This window comes from Chitinophaga cymbidii, assembly GCF_007992715.1.
Lineage (GTDB): Bacteria > Bacteroidota > Bacteroidia > Chitinophagales > Chitinophagaceae > Chitinophaga > Chitinophaga cymbidii.
In genome coordinates, this window is record NZ_BKAU01000004.1 from 655608 (window position 1) to 680787 (window position 25180).

The 25180-nt window shown below is 54.5% G+C and carries 18 protein-coding genes; 11 read left to right on the forward strand and 7 right to left on the reverse strand.

All coding sequences use genetic code 11. From position 1 onward, the window contains the following. The first annotated feature begins 35 nt into the window (after positions 1–35). Positions 36–2375 carry a TonB-dependent receptor gene (locus CCY01nite_RS18850; RefSeq protein WP_246129977.1) on the forward strand — a complete coding sequence of 780 codons (2340 nt, stop codon included), beginning with the start codon at positions 36–38 and terminating at the stop codon, positions 2373–2375. Here CCY01nite_RS18850 and CCY01nite_RS18855 read toward each other — a convergent pair. Further along, entirely contained in the window at positions 2365–3069 is a 705-nt protein-coding gene (locus tag CCY01nite_RS18855) for a uracil-DNA glycosylase family protein (protein WP_146865042.1), read from the reverse strand. The genes CCY01nite_RS18850 and CCY01nite_RS18855 overlap by 11 nt on opposite strands. Positions 3070–3118: 49 nt before the next feature. Between CCY01nite_RS18855 and CCY01nite_RS18860 the strand changes: the two genes are divergently transcribed. The 4 genes from CCY01nite_RS18860 to infC all read left to right on the forward strand — a co-directional run bounded on the left by CCY01nite_RS18860 (position 3119) and on the right by infC (position 8142). Continuing rightward, positions 3119–3877, forward strand: coding sequence for an ABC transporter ATP-binding protein (locus tag CCY01nite_RS18860; RefSeq protein WP_146865044.1), 759 nt, complete (start codon positions 3119–3121; stop codon positions 3875–3877). Positions 3878–3880: 3 nt separating this feature from the next. Then, complete coding sequence (locus CCY01nite_RS18865) at positions 3881–5221, forward strand: hypothetical protein (protein WP_146865047.1); 1341 nt, start codon at positions 3881–3883, stop codon at positions 5219–5221. Positions 5222–5336: 115 nt separating this feature from the next. Next, on the forward strand, positions 5337–7280 hold the full coding sequence (gene thrS, locus CCY01nite_RS18870; RefSeq protein WP_146865049.1) for a threonine--tRNA ligase: 1944 nt from the start codon (positions 5337–5339) through the stop codon (positions 7278–7280). A 103-nt stretch (positions 7281–7383) separates the two neighbouring features. Continuing rightward, the gene (gene infC / locus CCY01nite_RS18875) at positions 7384–8142 is read left to right on the forward strand and encodes a translation initiation factor IF-3 (protein WP_146865051.1); all 759 of its coding nucleotides are present in this window, start codon (positions 7384–7386) and stop codon (positions 8140–8142) included. Positions 8143–8300: 158 nt separating this feature from the next. On the opposite strand, the gene CCY01nite_RS18880 is transcribed toward infC, so the two are convergent. Next, positions 8301–8828 carry a HEAT-like fold family protein gene (locus tag CCY01nite_RS18880; protein WP_146865053.1) on the reverse strand — a complete coding sequence of 176 codons (528 nt, stop codon included), beginning with the start codon at positions 8826–8828 and terminating at the stop codon, positions 8301–8303. Between the two features lie 92 nt (positions 8829–8920). Here CCY01nite_RS18880 and CCY01nite_RS18885 point away from each other — a divergent pair, with 92 nt between their 5' ends. From CCY01nite_RS18885 to CCY01nite_RS18895, 3 genes are read left to right on the forward strand one after another with little or no spacing between them, the layout of a single operon-like run. Beyond that, positions 8921–9901 (forward strand): cation diffusion facilitator family transporter, encoded by a 981-nt coding sequence (locus CCY01nite_RS18885; RefSeq protein ID WP_146865055.1) that lies wholly within the window; start codon positions 8921–8923, stop codon positions 9899–9901. A 3-nt stretch (positions 9902–9904) separates the two neighbouring features. Next, positions 9905–10591, forward strand: coding sequence for a response regulator (locus tag CCY01nite_RS18890; protein ID WP_146865058.1), 687 nt, complete (start codon positions 9905–9907; stop codon positions 10589–10591). Further along, positions 10588–11958: a sensor histidine kinase gene (locus tag CCY01nite_RS18895; RefSeq protein ID WP_146865060.1), complete on the forward strand. Its 1371-nt coding sequence runs from the start codon at positions 10588–10590 to the stop codon at positions 11956–11958. The genes CCY01nite_RS18890 and CCY01nite_RS18895 overlap by 4 nt, the downstream gene beginning before the upstream one ends. Here CCY01nite_RS18895 and CCY01nite_RS18900 read toward each other — a convergent pair. Together CCY01nite_RS18900 and CCY01nite_RS26915 are read right to left on the reverse strand one after the other, a co-directional pair. Continuing rightward, on the reverse strand, positions 11955–14297 hold the full coding sequence (locus tag CCY01nite_RS18900; RefSeq protein WP_246129980.1) for an ABC transporter permease: 2343 nt from the start codon (positions 14295–14297) through the stop codon (positions 11955–11957). The two genes, CCY01nite_RS18895 and CCY01nite_RS18900, sit on opposite strands and share 4 nt — an antisense overlap. Continuing rightward, the gene (locus CCY01nite_RS26915) at positions 14212–14697 is read right to left on the reverse strand and encodes a hypothetical protein (protein ID WP_246129978.1); all 486 of its coding nucleotides are present in this window, start codon (positions 14695–14697) and stop codon (positions 14212–14214) included. The genes CCY01nite_RS18900 and CCY01nite_RS26915 overlap by 86 nt, the downstream gene beginning before the upstream one ends. Positions 14698–14711: 14 nt before the next feature. Between CCY01nite_RS26915 and CCY01nite_RS18905 the strand changes: the two genes are divergently transcribed. Beyond that, the gene (locus CCY01nite_RS18905; RefSeq protein WP_146865064.1) at positions 14712–15350 is read left to right on the forward strand and encodes an efflux RND transporter periplasmic adaptor subunit; all 639 of its coding nucleotides are present in this window, start codon (positions 14712–14714) and stop codon (positions 15348–15350) included. Positions 15351–15516: 166 nt separating this feature from the next. Here CCY01nite_RS18905 and CCY01nite_RS18910 read toward each other — a convergent pair whose 3' ends face one another. Next, complete coding sequence (locus CCY01nite_RS18910; protein ID WP_146865066.1) at positions 15517–16728, reverse strand: serine hydrolase domain-containing protein; 1212 nt, start codon at positions 16726–16728, stop codon at positions 15517–15519. A 243-nt stretch (positions 16729–16971) separates the two neighbouring features. Here CCY01nite_RS18910 and serA point away from each other — a divergent pair, with 243 nt between their 5' ends. Continuing rightward, positions 16972–18210: a phosphoglycerate dehydrogenase gene (gene serA / locus CCY01nite_RS18915; RefSeq protein ID WP_146865068.1), complete on the forward strand. Its 1239-nt coding sequence runs from the start codon at positions 16972–16974 to the stop codon at positions 18208–18210. Between the two features lie 96 nt (positions 18211–18306). Next, positions 18307–18663, forward strand: coding sequence for a DUF4260 domain-containing protein (locus tag CCY01nite_RS18920; protein ID WP_146865070.1), 357 nt, complete (start codon positions 18307–18309; stop codon positions 18661–18663). Between the two features lie 3 nt (positions 18664–18666). On the opposite strand, the gene CCY01nite_RS18925 is transcribed toward CCY01nite_RS18920, so the two are convergent. After that, entirely contained in the window at positions 18667–19350 is a 684-nt protein-coding gene (locus tag CCY01nite_RS18925) for an Abi family protein (protein WP_146865071.1), read from the reverse strand. A 468-nt stretch (positions 19351–19818) separates the two neighbouring features. Then, positions 19819–25167: a T9SS type B sorting domain-containing protein gene (locus CCY01nite_RS18930; protein WP_222614436.1), complete on the reverse strand. Its 5349-nt coding sequence runs from the start codon at positions 25165–25167 to the stop codon at positions 19819–19821. Positions 25168–25180: the final 13 nt, after the last annotated feature.

Genomic DNA, 25180 nt, shown 5'->3' on the forward strand with positions numbered 1-25180 from the left:
CTGTGCGTATATACCTTATGCGCCATATCTTTATCATGGTATATATATGCCTGCTGGCATTGCCGTCGCTTTCACAGCAGCGCTTTGCCATCAGCGGGTATGTGCGGGACAGTACCACCGGCGAATCCCTCATTGGCGCGAGCATCGGCCTGAAAGGCTCCAGCCGGGGCGTGCAGACCAACACCTACGGCTTCTACGCCATTACTTTACCGCCCGGAGCATACACCCTCGTTTTTACTTACATCGGCTATGAACAGCAGGAGCGCACCATTCAGGTAAAGGGCAGCATGGGCGTGAACGCATTGCTGGTGCCTAAGTCTTTCCAGGCCAGGGAAGTGGTGATCACGGACCGGCGGAAAGATCAAAATGTGAAGAACACCGACATGGGCACCATCGCGCTGACCACGGAGCAGATCAAAAAACTGCCCGCGCTCATGGGGGAGGTGGACCCGCTGAAGACCATACAGCTGCTGCCGGGCGTGCAATCCGCCGGGGAAGGGAACGCGGGCTTTTATGTGCGCGGCGGCGGGCCGGACCAGAACCTGATCCTGCTGGACGAAGCGCCCGTGTACAACACCGGGCATCTCTTCGGTTTCTTTTCCATTTTTAATGCGGATGCCATCAAGGATGTAACGCTGATCAAAGGCGGCATGCCCGCGAACTATGGCGGACGCCTTTCTTCCGTGCTGGACGTGACCATGAAAGATGGCAACAACCAGCACTTCCAGATGGAAGGCGGCATCGGGGCGATCGCTTCGCGCCTGAGCCTGCAGGGGCCTATCCAGAAAGACAGATCGAGCTATATGATCTCCGGCCGGCGCACGTATGTGGATATTCTTGCACGGCCTTTCATGAACGACAACAGCTCCTTCAGCGGCTCCGGCTATTATTTTTACGATCTGAACGCCAAAGCCAATTACCGTTTTTCAGACAAGGACCGCATCTACCTGAGCGGCTACCTCGGGCGGGACGTGTTCCGTTACCGCAATAAAGAGCGCAGCTTCGAGGTGCACATCCCCTGGGGCAACAACACCGCCACGCTCCGCTGGAACCACGTGTTCAGCAAAAAGCTGTTCGCCAACACATCGCTCATCTACAACGATTATAATTTTATGTTCGACGCGGCCCAGCAAGGCGTCAACATCCGCCTGAATTCCGGCATCCGCGATCTGAACGGCAAGCTGGACTTCGATTATTACCTCAATTTTAAACACCACCTGAAATTCGGCGGCAATTATATCTACCACACTTTTATCCCTTCTTCCGTATCCGGGCGGCAGGATACCACGGTTTTTCAGCCGGACAATGCGTTCCGCAAATACGCGCATGAAGCGGCTTTGTATGTGCAGGACGACTGGGAGATCAGCGATCAGTGGAAAGTGAATATCGGCATCCGTTACAGCGGGTTCCGGCAGATCGGTCCGTATACCCGCTACACGCGGGACCGGGAGGGCAACAAGCTGGACAGCGTGGTGTATGGCCGCGGCGCCAATGTGCGCAGTTACGGCGGATGGGAGCCGCGCATCATGCTGCGTTATGCCTGGAACGATCAGAACTCCATCAAGGCGGCCGTATCCCGCAACAACCAGTTCATTCACCTGGTGACCAATGCGGGGAGCACATTGCCTACGGACATCTGGGTGCCGAGCACCTACCGCGTGAAGCCGCAGTTCTCCTGGCAGTACGCGCTCGGCTATTTCCGGAATTTCAATGATAATGCCTGGGAAACCTCTGTGGAAGCCTATTACAAAGACATGCAGAACCAGGTGGAATACCGCGAAGGGTATACGCCTTCGCTAACAGACCCCGAAGAAGATTTTGTGTTCGGGAAAGGATATGCCTACGGCGCGGAGTTTTTTGTGCACAAGATAAAAGGTAAGCTGACGGGCTGGATCGGGTACACGCTGGCGTGGACCTGGCGGCAATTCCCGGCGCTGAACGGCGGAAAACGCTTCCCCGCCAAATATGACCGCCGCCATGATCTCTCCGTTGTGGCTACGTACGAGCATAACAAGCGGTGGACCTTTTCCGGCGTGTTCATCTTCGGCAGCGGCAATACCAGTACGTTGCCGGAGAAGTTCTACTTCGTGGAAGGCGTGCTGGTGCAGGAATACGGGGATGTGAACGGATACCGGATGGCGCCTTACCACCGGCTGGACCTGTCCGCCATCTACACGCCGAAAAAGAAAAAGCCGGAACGCCGCCTGACCAGCACCTGGGCGTTTTCCATTTACAATGCCTACAGCCGGATGAACCCGTATTTCATCTATTTTGATCAGATGGGGAATGTGCTCAACGGCAACCTGGAGATCAAGGCCCGGCAGGTATCGCTGTTTCCCATTATTCCGTCGGTTACCTGGAATTTCAAGTTTTAACGGGATGATCGTGGAAGGCGGTCAGGTATTTGTCGATATACTCCTGCTTCCGCTTGTTCCGGTATTGCATTACAAACCGCGGGTGTTCCAGCGGGATGATCTTTCCGAAGAATTTCTCCTTTTCGTTCAGCCGCATGACGAAATCCGCGTTCTTGCCGGTTCCCAGGCAATACCCCACGCTCCGGTCGATATTGAACTGCAATTGTTTCCGCAGGCTGTCGATCATAAATCCGTACACCGCATCGGTCAGTGCTTTGCTGTCGTAATAATTATAGTTGATCTCCTTGCCGCCGGGCTGCAGCGCGGTGAAGCCGAGGGGCGACATGGCGGCGATGTAGAAATCACCGTAAAACCGCTCCGGACCGCCGTAGGCGGCGATCACATCGTAGACGTAAACGGAGGAGGGCTCGTAGGTTTTAATGCCTGGGATCACTATGCCGCAAGGGTCCGCCAGCCGCTGGGAGTCCGTGAACGGAATGCCGGTGACGCCGGCGCCGAACCTGCCGGGATTGATGCCTACGATCATCTGCCGCCGGCGATGGTCGCCGTAGAACTTACCGTAAAACTGCCGCACGATGTCCATTACACCGTGCTGTTCCCGGAAAGGGTTCATGATGCGGATGCCCGGCGGGAGCTTGCCGGTGAATTCCAGGTTGGCGTTGAAATCAATGATTTGCGCTGCTGTTGTTTCCATTTGGTAAAAATAAACCGTATCTTTTTAACTCGTTTTCAAAAGCGTGGAAATGAACGGAAACACTATCATCCAGGCAACTGCATTAACCCGGTCATATGAGCGCAAAGTTGCGCTGGACAAGATCGACCTCAACATTACAAAAGGAGATTGCGTAGGCATCGTCGGGCGCAACGGCGCCGGGAAAACCACTTTGCTGAAGATCATCCTCGGCCTTTTACAGCAAACGGAAGGGACCATGCTGTATGAAGGACGGCCCGGTCCGGATACGGATTTCAAAAAGCGCACAGGTTTTTACATCGGCAGGGAATACCTGCCGGAAGAGCTTACGGGCCTGCAATATCTTCAGTTCCTCAATCACCTGTACAATAACGGCAAGCTGCGGGCGGAAGCTGAACTGCTCGGGCTGATCGGTTATTTTTTTGAAGGGACGGACAGCAGCGGAAAGGCCATCGGCGCTTATTCTTTCGGGATGATGCAGAAGATTGGCGTATGCGGGGCGCTGGTGAACCAGCCGGAGTTCCTGGTGCTGGACGAGCCTTTCTCCGGCCTGGACGCTTTTGGTTGCCAGCGGCTCATCGGCTTTCTGCAGCAGTACCGGCAGGGGAGGACCGTGCTGCTTTCTTCGCATGACCTTTCCTTCGTGGAGAAGAGCTGTAACAAACTGCTGGTCCTCGAACAGGGAAAAATACTGTATTACAACACCATGGAGGATTTCACCCGGAACGGCCGGCATTCGCTGGAAGAATCCCTTTTTTCATTATTGCGCCCGCAGGAAACGGACGGGGAAAAGATCAACTGGCTGATATAACTTATGCGCTTCCTGTTATTTATCATCATCCTGAAAGGCAGGGCTTTCCTGAACGACAGCAGCTTCAGCGGCGGCTTGCGCATTCTTTTTTTCTTTTTGATGCTGTTGACGACGGGGCTTTATGCCGCAGGGGCGGGGTTGCTGCTGAATAGCCAGGGGAGCAGCCCCGCGCGGTTCATGAGCTATCTGAACCTGGCCGTGGGGGCGCTGGTGGTGCTGAAAGGTTATTTCCCTTCGAATGTTCCGTTCAGGCATATTTTTTTGGTTGCACACCCGCTTTCCGCCACACGGAAAGCGCTGCTGCAGGCTTGTTACGACCTGGTGACGCCATTTTACCTGCTGGTGGCGGTGTTTTACATCGTGCTGGCATTGACGGCGGACGGGTTCAGCGGGCGGTTATTGGCGATGTGCGGATTGAATCTGCTGGCTTTTTATTTTCCGGAAAGGATTTTGAAGATGCGGCAGTGGTGGGCGTTGTTATTGCTGGCGGTGGATGTTTGGGGCGGCATGATTCTCACGGAAGGGCTGAATGCGCGCACGGGCATAGTGCTTCCCGGGAATGTACTGTATATGCAGATGGGCATCATATTCCTCGCAGGCGTGCTGTATGTACGGCAATACAAAAGAACGCTGCAGAAAACTCCGGTGGCCGCGGCGGCCCGGCGGGGAAACGTCCGCCAGTCCCTCGCAGGGCTTACCTGGGCTGCAATTGCGCGCCGCAGGCAGCTGCGGGTGGGCATTATGGCGGCGTATGTTTTCAAGACGATATTCTGCGTGCTGGTGCTGGTGACACTGGACCGGAACCGGGCGCGGCTGGACGATCTGTCTATCCTGCTGGCGGTGTTCTGCTCGCCGGTGGTCATCTGCAATTATGTGCTGAATAACCTGTTCGGGTATGTGCCGCAGGTTTTTGTGCGGATGGCGTATATGGTGCCGCAGGGCGTGCTGTTCCGGAGGTTCCTTTCGTTCAGTCTGCGCCTGGCGTGGCCGGACTTCCTGCTGTCGCTCGGCGTGCTGCTGGCGGTGGAGCTGTCCTGGAAATATCCTCTTTTCCTGATCTGCGCATATGCCAACGCCGCCATCATCAGCTTCCTCGTGTCCGCGCTGGCGCCGAGGAAAGTGAGCAAAGCCTTTGATATCGCCAGCTTCCGGTCCAACACCTCCATCCTGGGGAACATCCTGCTCGGCGGAAGCACCTTCGCGCTGTTCTGGTACGCCGGCCGGCCGCTGGTGTTCTTCACGCTGGAAGCGGCTTTCCTGCTGGTATTGCTGCTGGTATGGCGATTTGGTTTCAGCCGGGAATACGACCGGGTTGTGAGCGCGATGGCGGGCAGGATTATCTGACGGACTGCGGAGGTATCTCCACCGGGATCTATTATTTTTAAATGCGTTTAACGAAAGCTGGCATTTACTGATTGATTTCGTAATTTCGCATGCTATTTATTTGAGAAAAGGATTTATGATCAACATTACATTCCCGGATGGCGCAGTCAGGCAGTATGAACAAGGCGTATCAGCACTGGACATTGCAAAATCCATCAGCGAAGGGCTCGCGCGCAAAGTTTTAGCGGCAAAAGTAAACGGACAGGTGGTAGATGCTTCCCGCCCCATTACGAAAGACGGAACATTGCAGTTGCTGACGTGGACGGACGCGGACGGCAAAGCGACCATGTGGCATTCTTCAGCGCACCTGATGGCGGAGGCGCTCGAGGCCCTGTACCCGGGAGTGAAATTCGGCTATGGCCCCGCCCTGGAAAACGGCGGTTTTTTCTATGATGTGGACCTGGACGGCCGCCAGATCTCCGATGAGGAGCTGCGCAAGCTGGAAGTGAAAATGGCCGAGCTTGCCAAACAGAACAACGCTTACGTACGCCGGGAGATCTCCAAGGCGGACGCTATCCAATATTTCACCGACAAGCAGGACCCCTACAAGCTGGACCTCCTGCAAAAGCTGGAAGACGGCAGCATCACGTTCTACACCCAGGGTAATTTCACCGACCTCTGCCGCGGGCCGCACATCCCCAGCACAGGGTTCATCAAGGCCGTGAAGCTCACCAATATTGCCGGGGCTTACTGGCTGGGGAACGAGAACAACAAAATGCTGACCCGCATCTACGGCATCACTTTCCCTTCCCAGAAAGAGCTGGATGAATATCTCGCGCTGATAGAAGAAGCGAAAAAACGCGATCACCGCAAGCTGGGCAAGGAGCTTGAGCTGTTCGCCTTCTCCGAGAAGGTGGGCCTCGGCTTGCCGCTCTGGCTGCCGAAAGGCGCCATGCTGCGCGAACGCCTGCAATCCTTTCTGCAGAAAGCGCAGGTGGAAAGCGGCTACCTGCCGGTGATCACGCCGCATATCGGCAACAAGAACCTTTACATCACCTCCGGCCACTACGAGAAATACGGGAAAGACAGCTTTCAGGCCATTCACACGCCGGAAGAAGGTGAGGAGTTCATGCTGAAACCCATGAACTGCCCGCATCACTGCGAGATATACAAAACATCGCCCAAATCGTATAAAGACCTGCCGGTGCGCTTCGCGGAATTCGGTACCGTATACCGCTACGAACAGCACGGGGAACTGCACGGCCTTACCCGTGTGCGGGGCTTTACGCAGGACGATGCGCATCTTTTCTGCCGCCCGGACCAGGTGAAGGAAGAGTTCTGCAAGGTGATAGACCTGGTGCTCTACGTATTCAACAGCCTCAGCTTTACGGATTTTACGGCACAGATTTCGCTCCGTGACCAGGAAGACCGTGCTAAATACATCGGGTCAGACGAAAACTGGAACCTGGCGGAACAGGCGATCATCGAATCCGCCGCTGAAAAAGGGCTCCGCACCGTGGTGGAATACGGCGAAGCCGCTTTCTACGGCCCGAAGCTGGACTTCATGGTGAAAGACGCCCTGGGCCGCAAATGGCAGCTCGGCACCATCCAGGTGGATTACAACCTGCCGGAACGTTTTGAACTGGAATATATCGGCGCCGATAACAAACCGCATCGCCCTGTAATGATCCACCGTGCGCCGTTCGGCTCCCTGGAAAGGTTCATTGCCGTGCTGATAGAGCACTGCGCAGGTAAATTCCCCCTGTGGCTCACGCCCACACAGGTGAAAGTTCTGCCAATCAGTGACAAGTTCCTGCCATATTCAGAAAAAGTGGCAGAATTGCTAAAAAAAGCGGAAATTCGCGCTGAAATTGACGATAGAAACGAAAAGATCGGTAAAAAGATCCGTGAGGCAGAACTGGCCAAAGTACCGTACATGCTCGTGGTAGGGGAAAAAGAAGAAGCAGCGGGAAAAGTAGCGGTGCGCAGGCAGGCGAAAGGAGACCTCGGCACCATGAGCACGGAGGAATTCACACAGCTCGTGCAGGACGAAGTGATCAACCGTAAACCTTTTGAATGATCCGCTTGTTTATAAAGAATTTTAACCAGCAAGATGTATCGCCGGCATAAAAAAGTAACATCTCCGGCAACTACATCGATTTATTTAACAATTTATCATTTTAATGCAACAAGGACCAAGACCAAACTTTAACCGGGGTAGAAACCCTAATTTCAGAAGAGAGCAACAGCAGGAACATCGTACCAACAGAATGATCCGCGTGCCGGAAGTCAGACTGGTTGGCGATAACGTGGAGCCAGGAGTGTACCGGACGGAGGAAGCTTTGCGTATGGCCGAGGATCAGTCGCTGGACCTGGTAGAAATATCCCCCAATGCAGCCCCACCTGTATGCCGTATCATCGACTACAATAAATTCCTTTACGAGAAGAAGAAGAAAGAGAAAGAGATGAAAGCCAACGCTCACAAGAGCGAGGTGAAGGAAATCCGTTTTACGCCGAATACGGACGATCACGACTTTGATTTTAAAGCCAAGCATGCCGAAAAATTCCTGAAGGAAGGCAACAAGGTGAAAACATATGTTCAGTTCAAGGGACGCGCCATCATGTTCAAGGAACGTGGTGAGCTGATCCTCCTGAAATTTGCGGAACGTCTTTCTGAAGTAGGCGCCCTGGAAGGGATGCCCACAATGGAAGGCAAGCGTATGATCGCCATATTTGCGCCGAAATCCGCCAAGAAGAAACCGGCGAAAGAGCCGAAAGAAGGCGGAGAACAGCAGCAGGCGCAGGCCCCGCGTGAACCACGCCCGCAGCAACCCGCAGGCGCACCGCCCGTACGCCGGCCCATCGAGATCAAATACGCCAACAGGCCGCCCCAGGGAGATAAACCCGCTGAAAACAAACCCGCTGAAAACAGCGGTAACTGATAAAATGAAATTTGAAACAGCCCGGCGTGAAAGCGCCGGGTTTTTTTTATGCGGAAGATATTTTTCAACGCCGCTGGTGTCCGAAACGTCACCAGGCTTCAGCCTTTCATCATCCTCAGCCCGATATACCGTCATCAGGCTTCAGCCTTTCATCATCCTCAACCCCTGATCTTCGACAACTCTTTCAACGTCTTCTTCCCACGGCTGATAAACGCCGCCGTAGCGCCCTCCCGCAGCTGATCCTCTATCAGCAGCACGATCTCGTGTCTGATATCCGGGTATTGCTTCGCCAGCCCCGCCAGCACGGTCATGGAAAAGGCGCGCACCGCCACGGTTTCCTGCGGGTCTTCCAGGAAACGGAAGCAATAGTCCATCACCGGCCCCTGCAGATCTTCCGGCACTTCCAGGTATTGCAGCACCCGCACCACATTTCGTTTAACCGCCACCGGTATGCCCGCATCGCCCATGCGGTGCACCATGCTGTGCAAATGAGGCGTTAGCAGCGCAGGATGTTCCTTCGCCACCAGGCTCATGATCCACGCGGCGCGCTGCACCACGCGGTATTCATCGTGCAGGAAAAGCTGCATCAGCGCTTTCATGCGCGCGGGATCGTTACCGATCCATCCGGCGATAACAAGGGAATGCGCTTTGGAATGTTCTTTCAGGATTTCGTTGCGGAGCTGCATAGCTGTATCGCTAATTTACAATAATGACCAGTTATAAAAAAATCACCGTTTTTCTGTGACTTTCCTTTTTCTTTGCCTAAAATCACCCGCTTTTGATTAGGAAGGAACTTCGGATCATCCTGCTTTCGCTTGGCATCAGCCTGTTGCTTACCACCGCCAAGTTCACCGCTTACTTCGTGACACACTCGGTAGCGATCCTTTCGGATGCGCTGGAGTCTATCATCAATGTTGTGGCGGGAGGATTCGCATGTTACAGCATTTATCTTTCCGGCAAACCCAAAGACGCCAATCATCCTTACGGCCACGGGAAAGTAGAGTTCTTTTCCATCGGGTTTGAAGGAGCGATGATATTCATCGCCGGCTGCCTCATCCTGTTCAAGGCCGCGCAATATTTCATTCACCAGCCGGTGCTCGAGGAAGTGGACCAGGGTATCTGGATCACCGGTGGCACAGCCATGGCGAATGCGCTGCTCGGCCTCTACCTGGTGCGCGCCGGCAAAAAACTTCCTTCCATCACCATCGCCGGCAACGGCCAGCATATTCTGACGGACGCCTATACATCCGCCGGGCTGATCGTGGCGCTGGTGCTCATACATTTTACGGGACAAACCTGGATCGATCCGGCGGTGTCCGTGATAATGGGATTGCTGATCCTGCGTAAAGGCTATCAGCTGATGCGCCAGTCTATTTCCGGGTTGATGGATGAAACGGACATGCAGGTGGTAGACCGGGTGATCGCCATCCTCAACGAGCACCGCCACCGCACCTGGATCGATGTGCATAACATGCGGGTGCAGCAATACGGGATCGACTATCATATCGATTGCCATGTTACCATGCCGTATTACCTCGAGCTGAGCCGCGCGCATGAGGAAATGAAAGCGTTCGAGGAGCTGGTGGACCGGGAGCTGAACGGACATGAAGTGGAGTTCTTCATCCACATCGACCCCTGCATTCCCGCCAGCTGCCAGCATTGCCAGCTGAGCGAATGCCCGGTGCGCAGCCATCCGTTCCGCAGCAAGGTCACCTGGTCGCGGGAGAACGTGCTGCCTAATCATAAACATATCGATTAGAAGATGCAAAGGATATTGATCGTTGAAGATGAAGTGAAAGTAGCCAACGCCGTGCGGATGGGATTGGAAGAGAACGGCTTTGAAGTAGAGCTGGCGTATGACGGCCGCGTGGGCAAAAGCCTTGCCGCCACGCAGGATTACGACCTGGTGATCCTGGACCTGAATCTTCCCTATAACAATGGCTACGAGATCTGCGAAGTGATCCGGCGGCGGAATGCCCGGGTGCCGGTCATCATGCTCACCGCCCTCGGCGGTATGGACGATAAAATGCAGGCGTTCGAGCTGGGTGCGGACGATTACCTCGTGAAGCCTTTCGACTTTCGTGAGCTGCTGGCGCGTATCCGTGTTTTCCTCAAGCGCGCCGGCGCCGAAGTGCCGTCCACCAACCGCTATAAGATCACGATCGCGGACCTGGAAATTGACCGGGAACGCAAGGAAGTGCTGCGCGGCGGCAAAAAAATTCCGCTGACGGCCAAGGAATACCAGCTGCTGGAACTGCTGGCGCTGCATAAGGGCAAGGTCATCTCCAAAACCACCATCGCGGAAAAAGTCTGGAATATCGATTTTGACACCGGAACGAATGTGATAGAAGTCTACATGAATTTCCTCCGTAAGAAGATCGACAAGGATTTTGATCAGAAGCTGCTGCATACCAAAACAGGCATGGGCTACTATCTTTCCGAAGAATGAAGATCAAATACAAAATAGCGCTGTATTACACTTTGTCCGCCGCCTTCCTGCTGGTGGCCTTTGCGGTGCTGGCGTACTATTTTTCCGCGCAAACCCGCCATGAAGAGTACCTGGGCAGGCTGGAATACCGCGCAAAGTCCATCGGCGCGGTGATCATCGAGAACGACGAAGTGCAGATAGGGCTGTTGCGGAAACTGGATAAAACCACCTTCCAGGACCTCTACCAGGAAACCATTCTTGTGTATGACGACCGCTACGACCTGCTGTACACCAACATGCGCGACACGGCCGTGCGTACGCCGCATTCGCTGCTGGACTACATCAAAACGAACAAACGTTATATTCATAAAGACAGCGGGGGCGAGCGCGCCGGGATCTACTATACGGAAGGCAACACCTCCGTGTTGGTGATCGTGTCGTCTTTCGATAAATACGGTTTCCAGAACCTCCGCAACCTGGAACGCATTCTCATCATAGAGCTGGCCGTGGCGGTGATCCTGCTCGTGGTCATCGGTTACTTTTTCGCGCGCAAGATGGTGCAGCCGATAGACAGGCTGGTGGAGCAGGCGGACAAGATCAATGCCAGCAACCTGCAGGACCAGCGTGTGGCGATCAAGGGGAAGGACGAGATCGCGCAGCTGGGCGCGAACTTCAACACCATGCTGCAACGCCTCAGCCATTCCTTCGACCTCCAAAAAAGCTTCGTGAGCAATGCCTCCCACGAGTTGCGCACCCCGCTGGCCGCGATCATCAGCCAGCTGCAGGTAGCCCTTGCCAAACGCAGAAGCGGGGAGGAGTACGAAGGTCTGCTGCAATCCGTGCTGGAAGATGCGGAAGGGTTGTCTGAATTAACGAACGGATTGCTGCAGCTCGCGCAATCCGAGCTGAGCAGCGAGGAATTCGTGTTCACGCCGGTGCGGGTGGATGAGCTGCTGCTGGAAACCGGTGACCTGATCCGCCTGAAACGGAAGTCCAGCAGCAAAGTGGATATACAGTTCATGAAAGAACCGGAGCAGGACACCTACGTCACCTGCAACGGCAACGAAAGCCTGCTGAAAGTGCTTTTCATCAACCTGTTCGATAATGCCTGCAAGTTTTCAGAAGATAACACCGCGCAGGTGCATATTGATTTCGACAGCCGGCGGATGCTGGTGCACGTGCGTAACACGGGCCCCGGCATCCCTCCGGATGAACTGAATAAAATATTCGAGCCCTTTTACCGCGGCCGCAACGGGCAGCATGTGCGGGGGCATGGGCTGGGACTGTCTATCTGCAAAAAGATCGTGCAGCTGCACGGTGGTGAGCTGCTGGTACGGTCCCGCGTAAACGAAGAAACCGTTTTTATCGTGCAGCTGCCGCACCTCTAATCCGCTTTCAGGCTGTTCACAGGATTGGCCATGGCGGCTTTCAGGGCCTGGAAGCTCACTGTTAGCAACGCAATAGCCAGCGATGCGGTACCGCCCGCAAGGAAAATGCCCCAGCTGATATCTATCCGGTATACATAGTTCTGCAGCCACTGCTGCATGAAATACCATATCAGCGGCGTGGCGATCACAAATGCAACCCCGATCAGCACCATAAATTCCTTCGAGAATAAAAAGACGATATTGGAAATGGTAGCGCCCATCACCTTGCGCACGCCTACTTCCCGGATGCGCTGCACGGCCATGAAAGAGGCCAGTCCGTACAATCCCAGGCAACTGAGAAAGATGGCGATGCCGGCGAAGATTTCGTATAGGCGGGCCTGTTGCTGCTCCTCGCGGTAATACCGGTCGATCTTGTCGTCCAGGAACTGATATTCGAATATCTGTTCCGGAAAATTGGCCGTCCACAGCTTTTCAATGGCTTTCATGGAGCCCGGCAGGTCTGTTCCCGAAAGCCGGATGCCTGCTGTATTGTAGCGCCTTTTCACGTTCGCCATGAATGCCGGTCCGATCGCTTCTTTAAAGGTGCCGGTATGAAAATCCTTCACAACGCCTACCACCGGCCCTTTGGCGAATCCGTCCCACACATTGATTTCTTTATGGAGGATGTCTTCCGGATTGGTGATGCCGAGCTTTTTCAGCAGGGTTTCATTCACGATGAACTCGCGGACGGAATCCGTGCGGGTAAGGTTCCTGCCCGCTACCAGCTTCAGCTGGTACGTATTAATGAAATCGGCGTCTACCCACTTGCTGATGGCGGCAAAATCGGTTTGTTTTTCCGCATGATCGAACTTGAAGGGCGTCCACCAGTTGTCTGATTCGGAAGGCGTGGAGTTGGAAAAGCTCACTTGTGCAACGCCTTTCATGGCAGACAGCTGGTCCCGCAGATAGTTGATCTTGCTGTTGCCGGCGCTGTCGTTACGGAACGATACATTAACGACGGCGTCTTTCGTAAATCCCATCGGCTGCCGGCGGAAGTAGTTCAGTTGTTGAAGGATGATGAGCGTGCCGATGATAAGCCCCTGTGCAATGATGAACTGGAACACCACCAGCCCCCTGCGCAGGGAAATGCCTGCCGTGCTGCGGATGGCCGTCACCTTGCTTTTTAGGGCCCTCACAGGATTGAAACCGGATACCACCAGGGAAGGGTAGAAGCCGGCCAGCAGCGTGACGGCAATAAAGATCACTAACAGTAACGCATATAGGTATTGATCCGTCAGCATACGCGCATGTAACGGCAGGTCCATGGCCCGGCCGATGTATTGCAGCGCGGACGCGGCGGCGGGCACGGCCAGCAGGAGGGAGCAGAGCACAAGTATCGCCGTTTCCGCCAGGAACTGCACCTGCAATTGCCAGCGGTTGCTGCCCAACACCTTGCGCACACCGATCTCCCGCGCCCGGTTCACGGCCTGCGCGGTAGAAAGGTTGATGAAGTTCACGCAGGCGATCAGCAGGATGAAAATGCCGATAAGCCAGAGCAGGCGAATACGGTCATCCGGCACCACACGGCCCAGGAAATTGTTGGTCGCTTTATCGGAATGTACGGCAGACAAGGGTTGCAGCTTGTAGGTGTAGCGGTTGTTGGCGGTCCTGTATTTCTCCGAGAAGGCGAGGAGCTGCCGGTTCACAGCGTCGGGGGACTCGCCGGGGCGGAGCAGCACATAACAATGATGAATGCCGTCCAGGCTCACCCAGTCCTGCGAATCACTGAACCGCGGGTGGCTGTAAGGCACCACCACTTCCAGCTGAAATTCCGTGTTGGGCGGCGGATCGGCCAGGATGCCGGTCACTTTCAGGTTGAATATCAGATCAAGCCGCACGGTTTGTCCCAGCGCCTTCGTCCAGTCCCCGAAATATTTCTCGGCAACCGACTTGGTAAGCACCACGCTTTCGCGTTCGTTCAGCGCGGTGGCTTTATTCCCCGCCAGCCAGGTGTAATCGAACATCCGGAAGAAAGGCGGCTCCACGAAAAAGATGCGCGGCTTGAATTTTTTGATGGTATTGCCATGTTTATCCGCTACAGACACCTGCCGGAAGCCGAACGTTGCAACGCCGGAAACGCCTTCCATAGCGGGAAAGTCATGCGGCAGGGCGGTAGGCAGCGGAAAGGGCACCGCTTCTGTATACGTGCTGGTATTCCCCGGCTGCTCCATGATGGTGAGCACCCGGTAAATGCGGTCTTTTTGCTGATGAAAATCATCGAAGCTCCGCTCGTACCGGATGATGATAACGATTACCAGGAAAACAGCGATGCCCGCCGTAAGGCCGGTGATATTGATGATGGAGTAACGCTTGTTGCGCCAGAGGCTTCTGAATGCGGTCTTGAAGTAGTTTTTGAACATGGCGGATGAATTGACGACACACTTTCTGCAAAAACGGTACAAAAATATCAAACGCTTCATTATGAAGGTATTGCGGGATGGTGATGCAGCGAATTTGTCCGGTTTTAGCCTTTGTCATGTCCGGAATCGAACATTTACCCGGGATGCAACATTTTAATTTCTTTTTAATCCGCTTTAAAGGTGGCTTTAATGCCTGCGTCGGAGCTTTGCAGGGAGAATCATTGGCGGCGGCGGACAGGTCGAAGGCAACATAGATCCGCTCATTTAACTGGCAGGCAAGCGAAATATACAGGTACAACTGGCCAGCCTGAATGCAGCTACGTCTGCCGCTGCTTTTCATGACTTTACCACAACATGGGAACATATTTTTTCTCCATCCTCCTTCTCATTTTCCTGGCGGGATGGAGCGGTTGCAAACAGCGCCAGGAGCAACAGACCGAAGCGGTCACATTTGTGCTGAGCGATACTATGATGGCGTCTGTTTGTATAGATACCACTATTGTCAGACCTGTGGAAGGAGAGCTGCGTCTCCGGGGAACAGTGGCGGCGGACAGGATATGGATCACGGCCGATGTGCCGGACAGTGACGTTTTTCGTTTGAAGGCGGGAAACCCCGTGGAGGTGACGGCTGCGGGCTACCCGGACCAGGTATTTAAAGGGCGGATCGGCAAAGTGTACAACCGGCAGGTGCGTATCCGGCTAAGCAGTGAGGGCATGCAGCTGCGGCCGGAAACACCTGCTACCGTGGTGTTTCGTTATCGCGAGGACAGGCAAATGCCCGCCATCCCGTCTTCCGCCGTGATCTTCGATAAGGGCAGGAGCTTTGTGATGGTGTTCCGGGACAAGTATAATGTTCATACGCGGGAGGTGCAGGTATCCGGATCGCTCAACGATGTTTCCTACATCAGCAAAGGGCTGCGGCCGGGCGATAAGGTGATCTCCCGCAACCAGCTGGTGATCTATCATGCATTGAATAGCATAAACAGCAAATAACACAGGTTTTAGTTCGCAACATATAGGTTGATAGTATCCTCTCCGCCCTGCCAGCAAGAGAAATCGCGGGGCGGACTTTTTTCACTGTTTGAATGCAAATAGCCGGGTATGCGCCCGGCTATTGCTGTTGGATGGATCTATCTATGGGTTTTAAGGTGCCTGCGATTTATTCTTCTCCGGCCTCCTCGCCGTCCCCATGCCCGAGGATCGCGCGGAGGGGGCGTACGGCCTGGTAAATGCCGCGGTTATAGCGGTTACCGAGGATGATGAGCGTGGTGGAGTCTGCCACAAAACGGTAGAAGACGGTGTTGTTGCCGTGCCACCAGCCGTTGTGATATACGATGTTCTTTGTGCTGTCCGGGTACACCATCAGGCGCCAGCCGTAGCCGTAATTCCTGATGCCCGGTTTTTCGTTGCTGTATGGTGTGAATGCGGCTTTGAGGGTTTCGGGCTTGAAGAGCTTGCCGGAATAAATGGCCTGGTCCCACTTGAGCATGTCCTGCACAGAGCTGTAAATGCCTTTGTCGCCTACCACGCCGTCATACGGATCATCGGGTTCCGCTTTCCAGCTGAAGAGGTGGCTGGTGGTCTGATGCGGGCGCGGCGCCTGCGTGGGGTCCGCCACGAAAGTATGGGTCATTTCCAGTGGTGTGAAGAAAGTTTCCTGGAGGTAATCCGCATATTTTTGTCCGCTTGCTTTTTCTATGATGGAGGCCAGTAACAGGTAATTGGTATTACAGTAGTTAAAGTGACGGTCCGGCTGGTATTGCGCCGGCGGCTTGTGTTCCGTCATCATGCGGATCACGTCGTCGTTGGTAAGAAAGATGGATTTATCCTTGATGAGGCTGTCGCAGAAATAGAGGTAGTTGGGCAGGCCGCTGCGGTGGTTCAGCAGCATGCTTATGGTGATGCCGAGGTAGGGAAAGTCCGGGAAATATTTTTGCAGGGGATCGTCCAGCCCCAGCTTTCCTTTTTCCATCAGCGAAAGTACGGCCATACCGGTGAAGGTTTTGGAGATGGATGCCAGCTGGAACGAAGAGCTGTCGGTAACCGGTACCTTGGTGGCATGGTTTTCCATGCCCTGGTATTTTTCATATAATACCACGCCTTTTTTAGCTACCAGGATAGCGCCGCTGAATGTGTTGGGAGACAGGCGGTGCTGCATGAGCGCCGATACTTCCTGCCGGACGTGCTTCGCATAGGAGCTGGTGGATATGGCCTTTTCTTCTTCGTCGCTTAAGCCGATGTTGTAGACCGATACTGGTTTCAGTGGCTTTTTCTCGGTGTTCCTGTGGGCGGAACTGCTGTTACATCCGGTGTAAAAAGTGGTGCTCGTGGATATGATGGTAACACAGACAATTGCCTTCAGACGGTTCATTCGTTGCTCGGTGATAATAGATTTAAAATCAGGATTTTCAGCAATTTTCATGCCCATTGCTGCGATTCCGGTAGAAAATATTCAAAAAAACTTAACAAGTGGGCATCTTTTTTAAGCAATCTCTAATATGTAGGGCTCCATGTTTGATTATTGCTGAAACTCCGCTAGGTTTGTGCCACTTTTTAGTGACAAAAGCACCCTCGCGATTGTCATTTTTATGTCACAGAAGAATTAACGATCACCATGAGCCAGAAGAAATTAACCAGTTATCCGAAGGAGAAGATCAACATCCTTTTATTGGAGAACATCAGTGATGCCGCGGTAGCGGAGTTCAAAGATGCCGGTTATGTCAACACGCGCAAGATTACCGGCGCGCTCAGCGAGCAGGATCTTATTAAGGAAGTGAAAGACGCCCATCTGCTGGGTATCCGCTCAAAATCGCGGATCACGCCGGCCGTACTGGCTGCTGCAAAAAAGCTGCAGGCCATCGGCTGTTTCTGTATCGGCACCAACCAGGTAGACCTTAAATCGGCCACCGACCAGGGTGTTGCTGTTTTTAACGCACCATATTCAAATACCCGTTCGGTAGCCGAACTGGTGATCGGATTGTCGATCATGCTGATCCGCCGCATTCCGGATAAAAATAACGCCGCCCACAAAGGCATCTGGATGAAAGAGTCCGCCGGCAGCTATGAATTACGCGGTAAAACGCTGGGCATCGTGGGGTATGGTAATATCGGCAGCCAGGTGAGCGTGCTGGCCGAAGCAATGGGGATGAACGTGATCTATTATGATGTGGAAACAAAGCTGCCGCTTGGCAATGCTACGCAGATCCGCACGCTGAAAGACCTGTTCGGGCAGGCGGACATCATTTCCCTGCACGTGCCGTCCAACAAGAGCACGACCAACATGATCACCAAACAAGTACTCAAACATGCGAAAGAAGGCGCCATCTTCATCAACTACGCCCGTGGCGAGGTGGTGGACCTGGACGATCTGAAGGACGCGCTCGAGAAAGGCCAGCTTTCCGGCGCCGCGATAGATGTGTTCCCCGTAGAGCCGGAAAAGAACGGCGCGGCATTTTCCACACCGCTGCAACAGCTGCCCAATGTGATACTCACCCCGCACATCGGCGGCAGCACGGAGGAAGCGCAGCATAACATCGGGCTGGACGTGAGCGCCAAGATGCTGAACTACCTGGAAAAAGGCGCCAGCTTCGGCTCGCATACCATCCCGGCGATCAGTGTGCCTGCCGTGGAAAATACCCACCGCATCCTGCACATCCACCGGAACGTGCCCGGCGTATTGTCCGAGATCAACAGCGCGCTGTCTTCCAAAAACATCAATATCCTCGGTCAGTATCTGAAAACGAACGACCACATCGGGTATGTAGTGCTGGACGTGGATACGAAGCTGTCACAGGAAGCCTTCGCATTGCTGAAAGAAGTGAATCATACGATCAAAACACGATTGCTGTATTGATAAAAGATAAACAGGTAAAAGTCCCGGTTCACAGACCGGGATTTTTTTTGTCCCGGATTTTAGGGAGATTTGGGGACTTCAATTCATTCTCTTGTTATGACGAAATTACTCAAACTGGAAGAGCTGTTCATGTTCCTGCTGGCTTTGCTGATGTTTAACCAGCAATGTTCCCTGTCCCTCTGGTGGTTTTTCGGCTGCCTTTTATTGCCGGACATCAGCATGATCGGTTACCTGGCCGGCCCGAAGGCGGGGGCGTATGTATATAATTTCTTCCATCATAAAGCCGTGGCGATCGCTGTATATTTCGCAGGCACTTACTTTTCCAGCGAGATCGTCACTTTCATTGGCATCATTCTATTCGCGCATTCCTGCATGGACCGGTTGTTCGGTTACGGGTTGAAGTTCATTACGGATTTTAAGGATACGCATTTGGGGAGGATAGGGAAGGGGTGATCTTTATAAAGCATCAATTTCGTCACATACCTGGCTTACCTGGTCCAATCCATAGAATAAGGAATCTACATCGATGGACATCCATTGCAGCAATTGCAGGATGCAGGCATAATGTTGCCGGATATAAACCGTGTCCTTTACGGGTTGCCGTTCCAGAAAACATATAGGTTCATGATGAGCGATGCGGTTGCGTATATTATTGATCCGGGTAAGTTGCCGGAAAATAAATGGAGCATTGTATTTAACTGCCGCCGTGCTTTGTGGCCTGGAGGAAAAGAGGGAAAGCAGATTCTGACCCAATGCCCTGTATTGATGACGGGAGAAAAGATAACGCCAGAAACCGAGGCCAAGCCCGGCTACCAGTTTATTATGGGAGTATCTGTCCGCCAGCGACGATAACACCTCCCTGATCGTGCCGGCGGTTTTTGCGCAGTTCTCGTTATCAAACAGCCCGCCTTCCAATGCGGCATCCCGCAGCCAGTCTGGTCCGAGCGCTGCAGTGCAATGCCGGTTGATCGTGTTGCGCAACGTAACTTCAAAGCAACTGATGATCGTAAACAGTTTTTGAGAAACTTTGAGATTCTTGCGGTAGAGTGTCATGGCTTTTTGTGTATTGCCCTGGCAGGCGATACGATACCGGTCCAGCCGGGCAGGAGAAATATTGTGCTCGAAATCTTTAAAATTCATGAATTTTTTTTTGAAGTCTTAAAAAAAGGTATATATTTGTGGTATCTAATTCCCGGTCGTCCCTGGCGCAAGTCAAACTTCCGGGTATCGTTTTTTTAGCCCATTCCGTTTTCTGGTGCGGATATCTTCATCAGGCTTTTCCTACAATTTTGCTGATAATACTTTCTCTTTGTTTTGCAGTGCAGATATGCCATTGCGCGTGATATTTTTTCTGAAAGATTCCGGGAGAAATCTTCCAGGGTTAACAAATAAATCTTTTGACGGCTGCAATTTAAGCAGGTTTTCAATTCGAAAATCGCTATGATAAAAATGAATGGAAAATGAGCGGACAAAAAGTTGAAGAGTGCGACGCAAGTAAAGTTGATAGTTGAACAATTGCCGGCTGCATAATAAATAATACAGTTTCTAAAACGCAAAGGGGCGGCTTACTTCGCCGCCCCTTTGCAAGGATTGATATAGTGTTTGTTGTTACCTTATCACAGTTACATCTCCTTTGATAATGAAGCTCGGGCCGTTGACCACTTTCTTGTAGGTCATCCACCATACGAAGGTGCCGATATCTACCGGGCGGCCTTTGTACCAGCCGTTCCAGCCCTCGTTCATGTCTTTGCTGAGGAATACCAGCTCACCCCAACGGTTGAAGATGCGCAGCTCGTAGTCGTACATTGGTCCTCTCACTACGGGGCGGAACACATCGTTATTGCCGTCGCCGTTCGGTGAGAAGGCGTTCGGGAAGTCCGGACGGCTGTCGCATTCCTTCACATCGATGGTGATCTCGTCTGTTGTGCTGCCGCAATCGTTGAAGGCGGTCACGCTGTAGGTGCCTGGTTCCGTGATCTCGATGGAGCTGCTGGTCTGACCGTTGCTCCAGAGGTAGGAAGTGGCGTTCACGGCGTTCGCTTTCAGCATGAAGCGGCGGCCTTTACAGATGACGGTGTCGTTGCCCAGGTTCACGGTCGGCGGACCGGCCACGATCACGTTGAAGCTGTCTTCCTTATAGCGGTCGCAATACCTGTCGAGCACCCCGAGGATGTACTTGCCGCCTTGCGAGAAGGACTTCACAGGGTTGAGGTCCCCGTCGTTCCAGCGGTAGGTGGATGCATCCGGGTGGCGCGCGTCTACGAGGATGCTGCCGCCGGGGCAGATGATCCTGTCCGGACCGAGGTCTAATTCCATATCCGGGCGTTCGGCCACTCTCACCATTTCACGCACCACGCAATTGTCCCTGTACACGGCCACGGAGTAGTTGCCTGCTTTGCTCACCAGGATGGAGTTGCCGATCTCGCCGGTTCCCCATTGTATGCGTCCTGCATCGGTGCTTACCGTGAGGAGCACGGACTGGCCGGGGCAGATGCTGGTGTCCCTGCTGAGGCTGATATCCGGCGGCGGGTTCACGGTTACGTTGATGGTGTCGATGGTGATACATCCGTTCTTCGCTACGCGCACCCAGAACTGTTCCTGTGTGCTGACGTTGATAGACGGCGTGGTGGCGCCGGTGCTCCAGAGGTAGGAGGCTCCCGGTACGGAGGCATCCAGTATCACGTTCTGGCCGCGGCAGATGGTGGTGTCCGGGAGGTTGACGAGCGGCATCGGTATAACGCCTACGGTGATCTCGTCTGTTGCCGTACACATGCCGTTGCTGACAGTTACCCTGTACGTGCCTGCCTGTGTTATCCGGATACGCTGGGTGGTTTCACCGGTAGACCACCGGATCTGGTAGCCGAAGTTGGCGGCGCCAGCGTCCAGCACCATGCCGTTACCGCCGCAAAGGCTGGTATCGTTGCCGAGGTTCACCACCGGCATCTGGAGGTAGGTGATGTCGTACGTCATGGTATCGGAAGCGCAGCCTGTTGCACCGTCCCTTACAATGAAGGATGCGGAGGTGGCGCCATTCACATTGAAGCGCGGGTTGGAAGAGGTCATCGGTACCCGTACCGCATTGGCCGGCGTTACGCCTACCAGTGTATATACCGGCCTGGTCACTCTGCCATTCGTTTTCAGCGTGATGAACGGATTGCTGGAGCAGTTCACGATCACATCCGCCGCCAGTTCAGGTTTCGGACAGGGCAGCACAATGATCCGCTGTGTCACTTCCTGCGCTGCGTTGCCGCATGCATCGGCCACGCTCCACCTTCTTACGATCGTATAGCCGTTGCAGATATCCCTTACGAAAGGATCTGTGGTGTAGCTCACGAGTTTCGGGAAGGAAGGATCGCAGTTGTCCGAAGCCATCAGCCTGACATCCGCCGTCGGAACCGGAGATCCGCAAGGCACGGTGATGTCTGCCGGCGGCATGGCGATCACGGGGCTGGTGGTATCTACTACGGTGATCACCTGGCGCAGTTCGGAGGTGTTGCCACATTCGTCCCTGGCCGTCCAGATATTGATCAGGCGGTAGTTGCCGGTGCATTCGCCCGGTATGCTTTCTTTCACCTGGCGGTGTGTTACCCTTACCGCGCCGGGGCGGCTGCAGTTGTCGGAGGCGGTAACGATCACCGGTGCGGGGATCGCTTCACAGCTTACCGTCATATCCTGCGGAACAGGCGCGTTGAATATCGGGCCGGTAGTGTCTATCACGGTTACGATCTGTGTAGCCACTGCCTGGTTACCACATTCGTCGGTGGCCGTCCAGGTGCGTGTGAGCCTGTAGTTATTGATACAGGTTGCGGAGAGTATCTGTTTCCGGAAGGAGTAAGCCACGGTCACGTTGTTGCCGGAGCAGTTGTCCGTTGCCGTTAATACCGGTGCTGCGGGCACTTCATGGCAATTCACCGTGATGTTTGCCGGCGGCAGGATGGTGAATACCGGCGCCGTTCTGTCCTGCACGGTCACTACCTGTCTTACAGTGACGCTGTTGCCGCATTCGTCGGTAGCGGTCCATGTACGGATCAGGCGGTAGCTGTTGATACATTCGCCCGGTATGTTTTCCCTTATTTCGTTTTTAACGATGTTGATGCTGTTTACGGCGCTGCAATTGTCCGTTGCCGTCAGGTCCGGCTGCGCCGGGATGGCGTCGCATTCCACCGTTACATCTGCCGGTACCGGCATGGAGAAGGTGGGCGCTGTTCTATCCACTACCGTGAGCACCTGCGTCACTACGGCGCTGTTGCCGCATTCGTCGGTAGCCGTCCATGTACGGATCAGGCGGTAGTTGTTCATGCAGGCGCCGGGGATGTTTTCACGGCGTTCGGCCTTCACGATGCTGATCGGGCTGGTGGTGCAATTATCCCTTGCGGCCAGGTCCGGCTGCGCGGGGATGGCGCTACATTCCACGATGGCGTTGGCAGGCGTGGCCACGGTGAAGGCGGGCGGCGTTCTGTCTACTACCGTGAGCACCTGCTGCACGGTCCTCGTATTGCTGCATTCGTCTGTAGCGGTCCATGTGCGGATGAGGCGGTAGTTGTTCACGCAGGCGCCGGGGATGTCTTCACGGCGTTCGGTCTTCACGACTGTTACGCGGTTGGACGGTGTACAGTTGTCGGTCACCTGGAGGTCCGGCATTACGGGGATGGCACTGCATTCTACGGTAGCATCCGCCGGAACGGACTGGGTGAATGTGGGCGCGGTGATGTCGCGTACAGTGATCACCTGCTGTACCGTGGTTTCATTGCCGCAGAGGTCCGTAGCGGTCCATGTGCGGATGAGGCGGTAATTGTTCACGCAGGCGCCCGGTATGTTTTCACGGCGTTCGTTCTTCACGATGCTGATGTTGCCGGACGGCGTACAGTTGTCCGTTGCGGTCAGGTCCGGTTGCGCCGGGATGGCGTTACATTCTACGGTTACGTCCGCCGGTGTTGACATGGTGAATGTCGGCGCCGTGTTATCCACTACGGTGATCGTTTGCGTAACGGTGGAGCTGTTACCACACTGGTCGGTAGCCGTCCATGTGCGGATGAGGCGGTAGTTGCTGGTGCAGATAGCGCCGGGTATCTGTTCCATCCGTTCTGCGCGGGTCACTGTTACGCCGGTTCCTGCGCTGCAGTTATCCGCGGCGGTGAGCATCGGCTGCGTGGGGATGGCGTTACATTCCACGGTGACGTTGGCCGGTGTTGCCATGGTGAATACCGGTTTGGTGGTATCCTGTACGGTGATCACCTGGGTCATTACCGTGGTGTTGTTGCATTCGTCGGTGGCAGTCCATGTGCGGATGAGGCGGTAGTTGTTGACGCAGGCGTCGGGAATGTTTTCCCTTCTTTCTGCCGCCACTACGGCAATATTCGCGGTAACGGAGCAGTTGTCCGTCGCATCGATGTCCGGCTGTGCCGGGATGGCATCGCAGTTCACCGTGGTGTCCGCGGGAGCTGCCGATACGAATTGCGGCTTCGTGGTATCCCTTACATCAATCACCTGGATCACGGTGGTGGCGTTGCCACATTCATCCGTGGCGGTCCATCTGCGCAGCAGCCGGTAGTTGTTGGCGCATGCGCCGGTGATGTCGATATGTTCCTGGGTGTACGCGATATTCACGTTCAGGGTATCGGTACAGTTGTCTTTCGCCATCATTACCGGCGGTGCGGGTATTGCGTTGCAATCCACGGCGGTGTCTGCAGGCGTTGGCGTGAAGAACACCGGTTTGGTGCGGTCTTCCACGGTCACGTTCTGCGTCCATTGGGTGGTGTTGCCGCATTCATCCACCGCGGTCCATGTGCGGACAAGGCGGTAGCTGTTGGCGCATGTACCATTTATGCGGGTTTCCGCCGGTGTGATGGTGATGCTGGCAGGAGCGGAGCAGTTGTCCGTTGCCGTGAGCTCCGGTTGTGCCGGCACTGCGTCACAGGATACGACGGTGTCGCGCGGGTGGGTGGTGAACACAGGCGCAACGCGGTCTTCTACGTTGATGGTCTGCGTGATCACTGTTGTATTGCCGCATTCATCCTGTGCGGTCCATGTGCGGATCAGCTGGTAGCTGTTGGCGCAGGCGCCGTCTACCCGTACCTGTGAGGTGGTAACGGTCACGCGGTTGTCGGCCGAGCAATTGTCGGTAGCGTCGATCTCCGCTTGTGCCGGTACGGAATCACAGGCCACGGTGATGTTGGCGGGCGGTATCATGTCGAATACCGGCGCGGTGGTGTCTATCACCGTGAGCGTTTGCGTATGTGTAACGGTGTTGTTGCAATCATCGATCGCCGTCCATGTGCGGATGATCAGGTAGTTGTTGACGCACCTGCCGGGCAGCGGTTGCCTGGTTTCGTTCTTCACTACGAGCACCTCGCTGGTACAGTTGTCGGTCGCTTCCAGATCCGGCTGGTCGGGGATGTTGTCGCATTCCACCGTCATGTTGGCCGGGAGGGGGAGGACGAACCTGGGCAGGGTGGTGTCTATCACATTGATGCGCTGGCGGATGAGGGTGTTATTACCGCATTCATCGGTGAGCGTCCATTCCCTAACGAGCTGATAGGTATTTGCGCAAGCGCCGTTGATACGTGTCTGTCTGAATGTTGTATCAATGTTGGCTTCCACTGAGCAGTTGTCTGCAACCGGGAATGTAGCCGGGTCGGGCACTGCATCGCAGGATACGGTGGTATCCCGTGGTGCCGGTCCTACCACTATCGGGCGGGTGGTGTCTATCACGTTGATGCGCTGGCGGACGATTGTACTATTGCCGCATTCATCTCTGAGCGTCCATTCCCTTACCAGTTGATAGGTATTGGCGCAAGTGCCGTTGATGCGTGTTTGTGTGAATGTTGTATCGATATTGGCTTCCACGGAGCAGTTATCGGATACCGGGAATGTGGCGGGATCGGGCACGGCATCGCAGGATACGGTGGTATCTCGCGGAGCAATGCCTGCCACTACCGGGCGGGTGGTGTCGATCACGTTGATGATCTGA

Excerpts from the sequence above, each read along its gene's own strand:
- CCY01nite_RS18910 (WP_146865066.1), bottom strand. The coding sequence starts at position 16,728 with ATGAACCGTCTGAAGGCAATTGTCTGTGTTACCATCATATCCACGAGC.
- CCY01nite_RS26915 (WP_246129978.1), bottom strand. The coding sequence starts at position 14,697 with ATGAAAAGCAGCGGCAGACGTAGCTGCATTCAGGCTGGCCAGTTGTAC.
- CCY01nite_RS18860 (WP_146865044.1), top strand. The coding sequence starts at position 3,119 with ATGAACGGAAACACTATCATCCAGGCAACTGCATTAACCCGGTCATAT.
- infC (WP_146865051.1), top strand. The coding sequence starts at position 7,384 with ATGCAACAAGGACCAAGACCAAACTTTAACCGGGGTAGAAACCCTAAT.
- CCY01nite_RS18850 (WP_246129977.1), top strand. The coding sequence starts at position 36 with ATGGTATATATATGCCTGCTGGCATTGCCGTCGCTTTCACAGCAGCGC.
- CCY01nite_RS18865 (WP_146865047.1), top strand. The coding sequence starts at position 3,881 with ATGCGCTTCCTGTTATTTATCATCATCCTGAAAGGCAGGGCTTTCCTG.
- CCY01nite_RS18925 (WP_146865071.1), bottom strand. The coding sequence starts at position 19,350 with ATGAATTTTAAAGATTTCGAGCACAATATTTCTCCTGCCCGGCTGGAC.
- serA (WP_146865068.1), top strand. The coding sequence starts at position 16,972 with ATGAGCCAGAAGAAATTAACCAGTTATCCGAAGGAGAAGATCAACATC.
- CCY01nite_RS18905 (WP_146865064.1), top strand. The coding sequence starts at position 14,712 with ATGGGAACATATTTTTTCTCCATCCTCCTTCTCATTTTCCTGGCGGGA.
- CCY01nite_RS18880 (WP_146865053.1), bottom strand. The coding sequence starts at position 8,828 with ATGCAGCTCCGCAACGAAATCCTGAAAGAACATTCCAAAGCGCATTCC.
- CCY01nite_RS18920 (WP_146865070.1), top strand. The coding sequence starts at position 18,307 with ATGACGAAATTACTCAAACTGGAAGAGCTGTTCATGTTCCTGCTGGCT.
- CCY01nite_RS18890 (WP_146865058.1), top strand. The coding sequence starts at position 9,905 with ATGCAAAGGATATTGATCGTTGAAGATGAAGTGAAAGTAGCCAACGCC.
- thrS (WP_146865049.1), top strand. The coding sequence starts at position 5,337 with ATGATCAACATTACATTCCCGGATGGCGCAGTCAGGCAGTATGAACAA.
- CCY01nite_RS18855 (WP_146865042.1), bottom strand. The coding sequence starts at position 3,069 with ATGGAAACAACAGCAGCGCAAATCATTGATTTCAACGCCAACCTGGAA.
- CCY01nite_RS18895 (WP_146865060.1), top strand. The coding sequence starts at position 10,588 with ATGAAGATCAAATACAAAATAGCGCTGTATTACACTTTGTCCGCCGCC.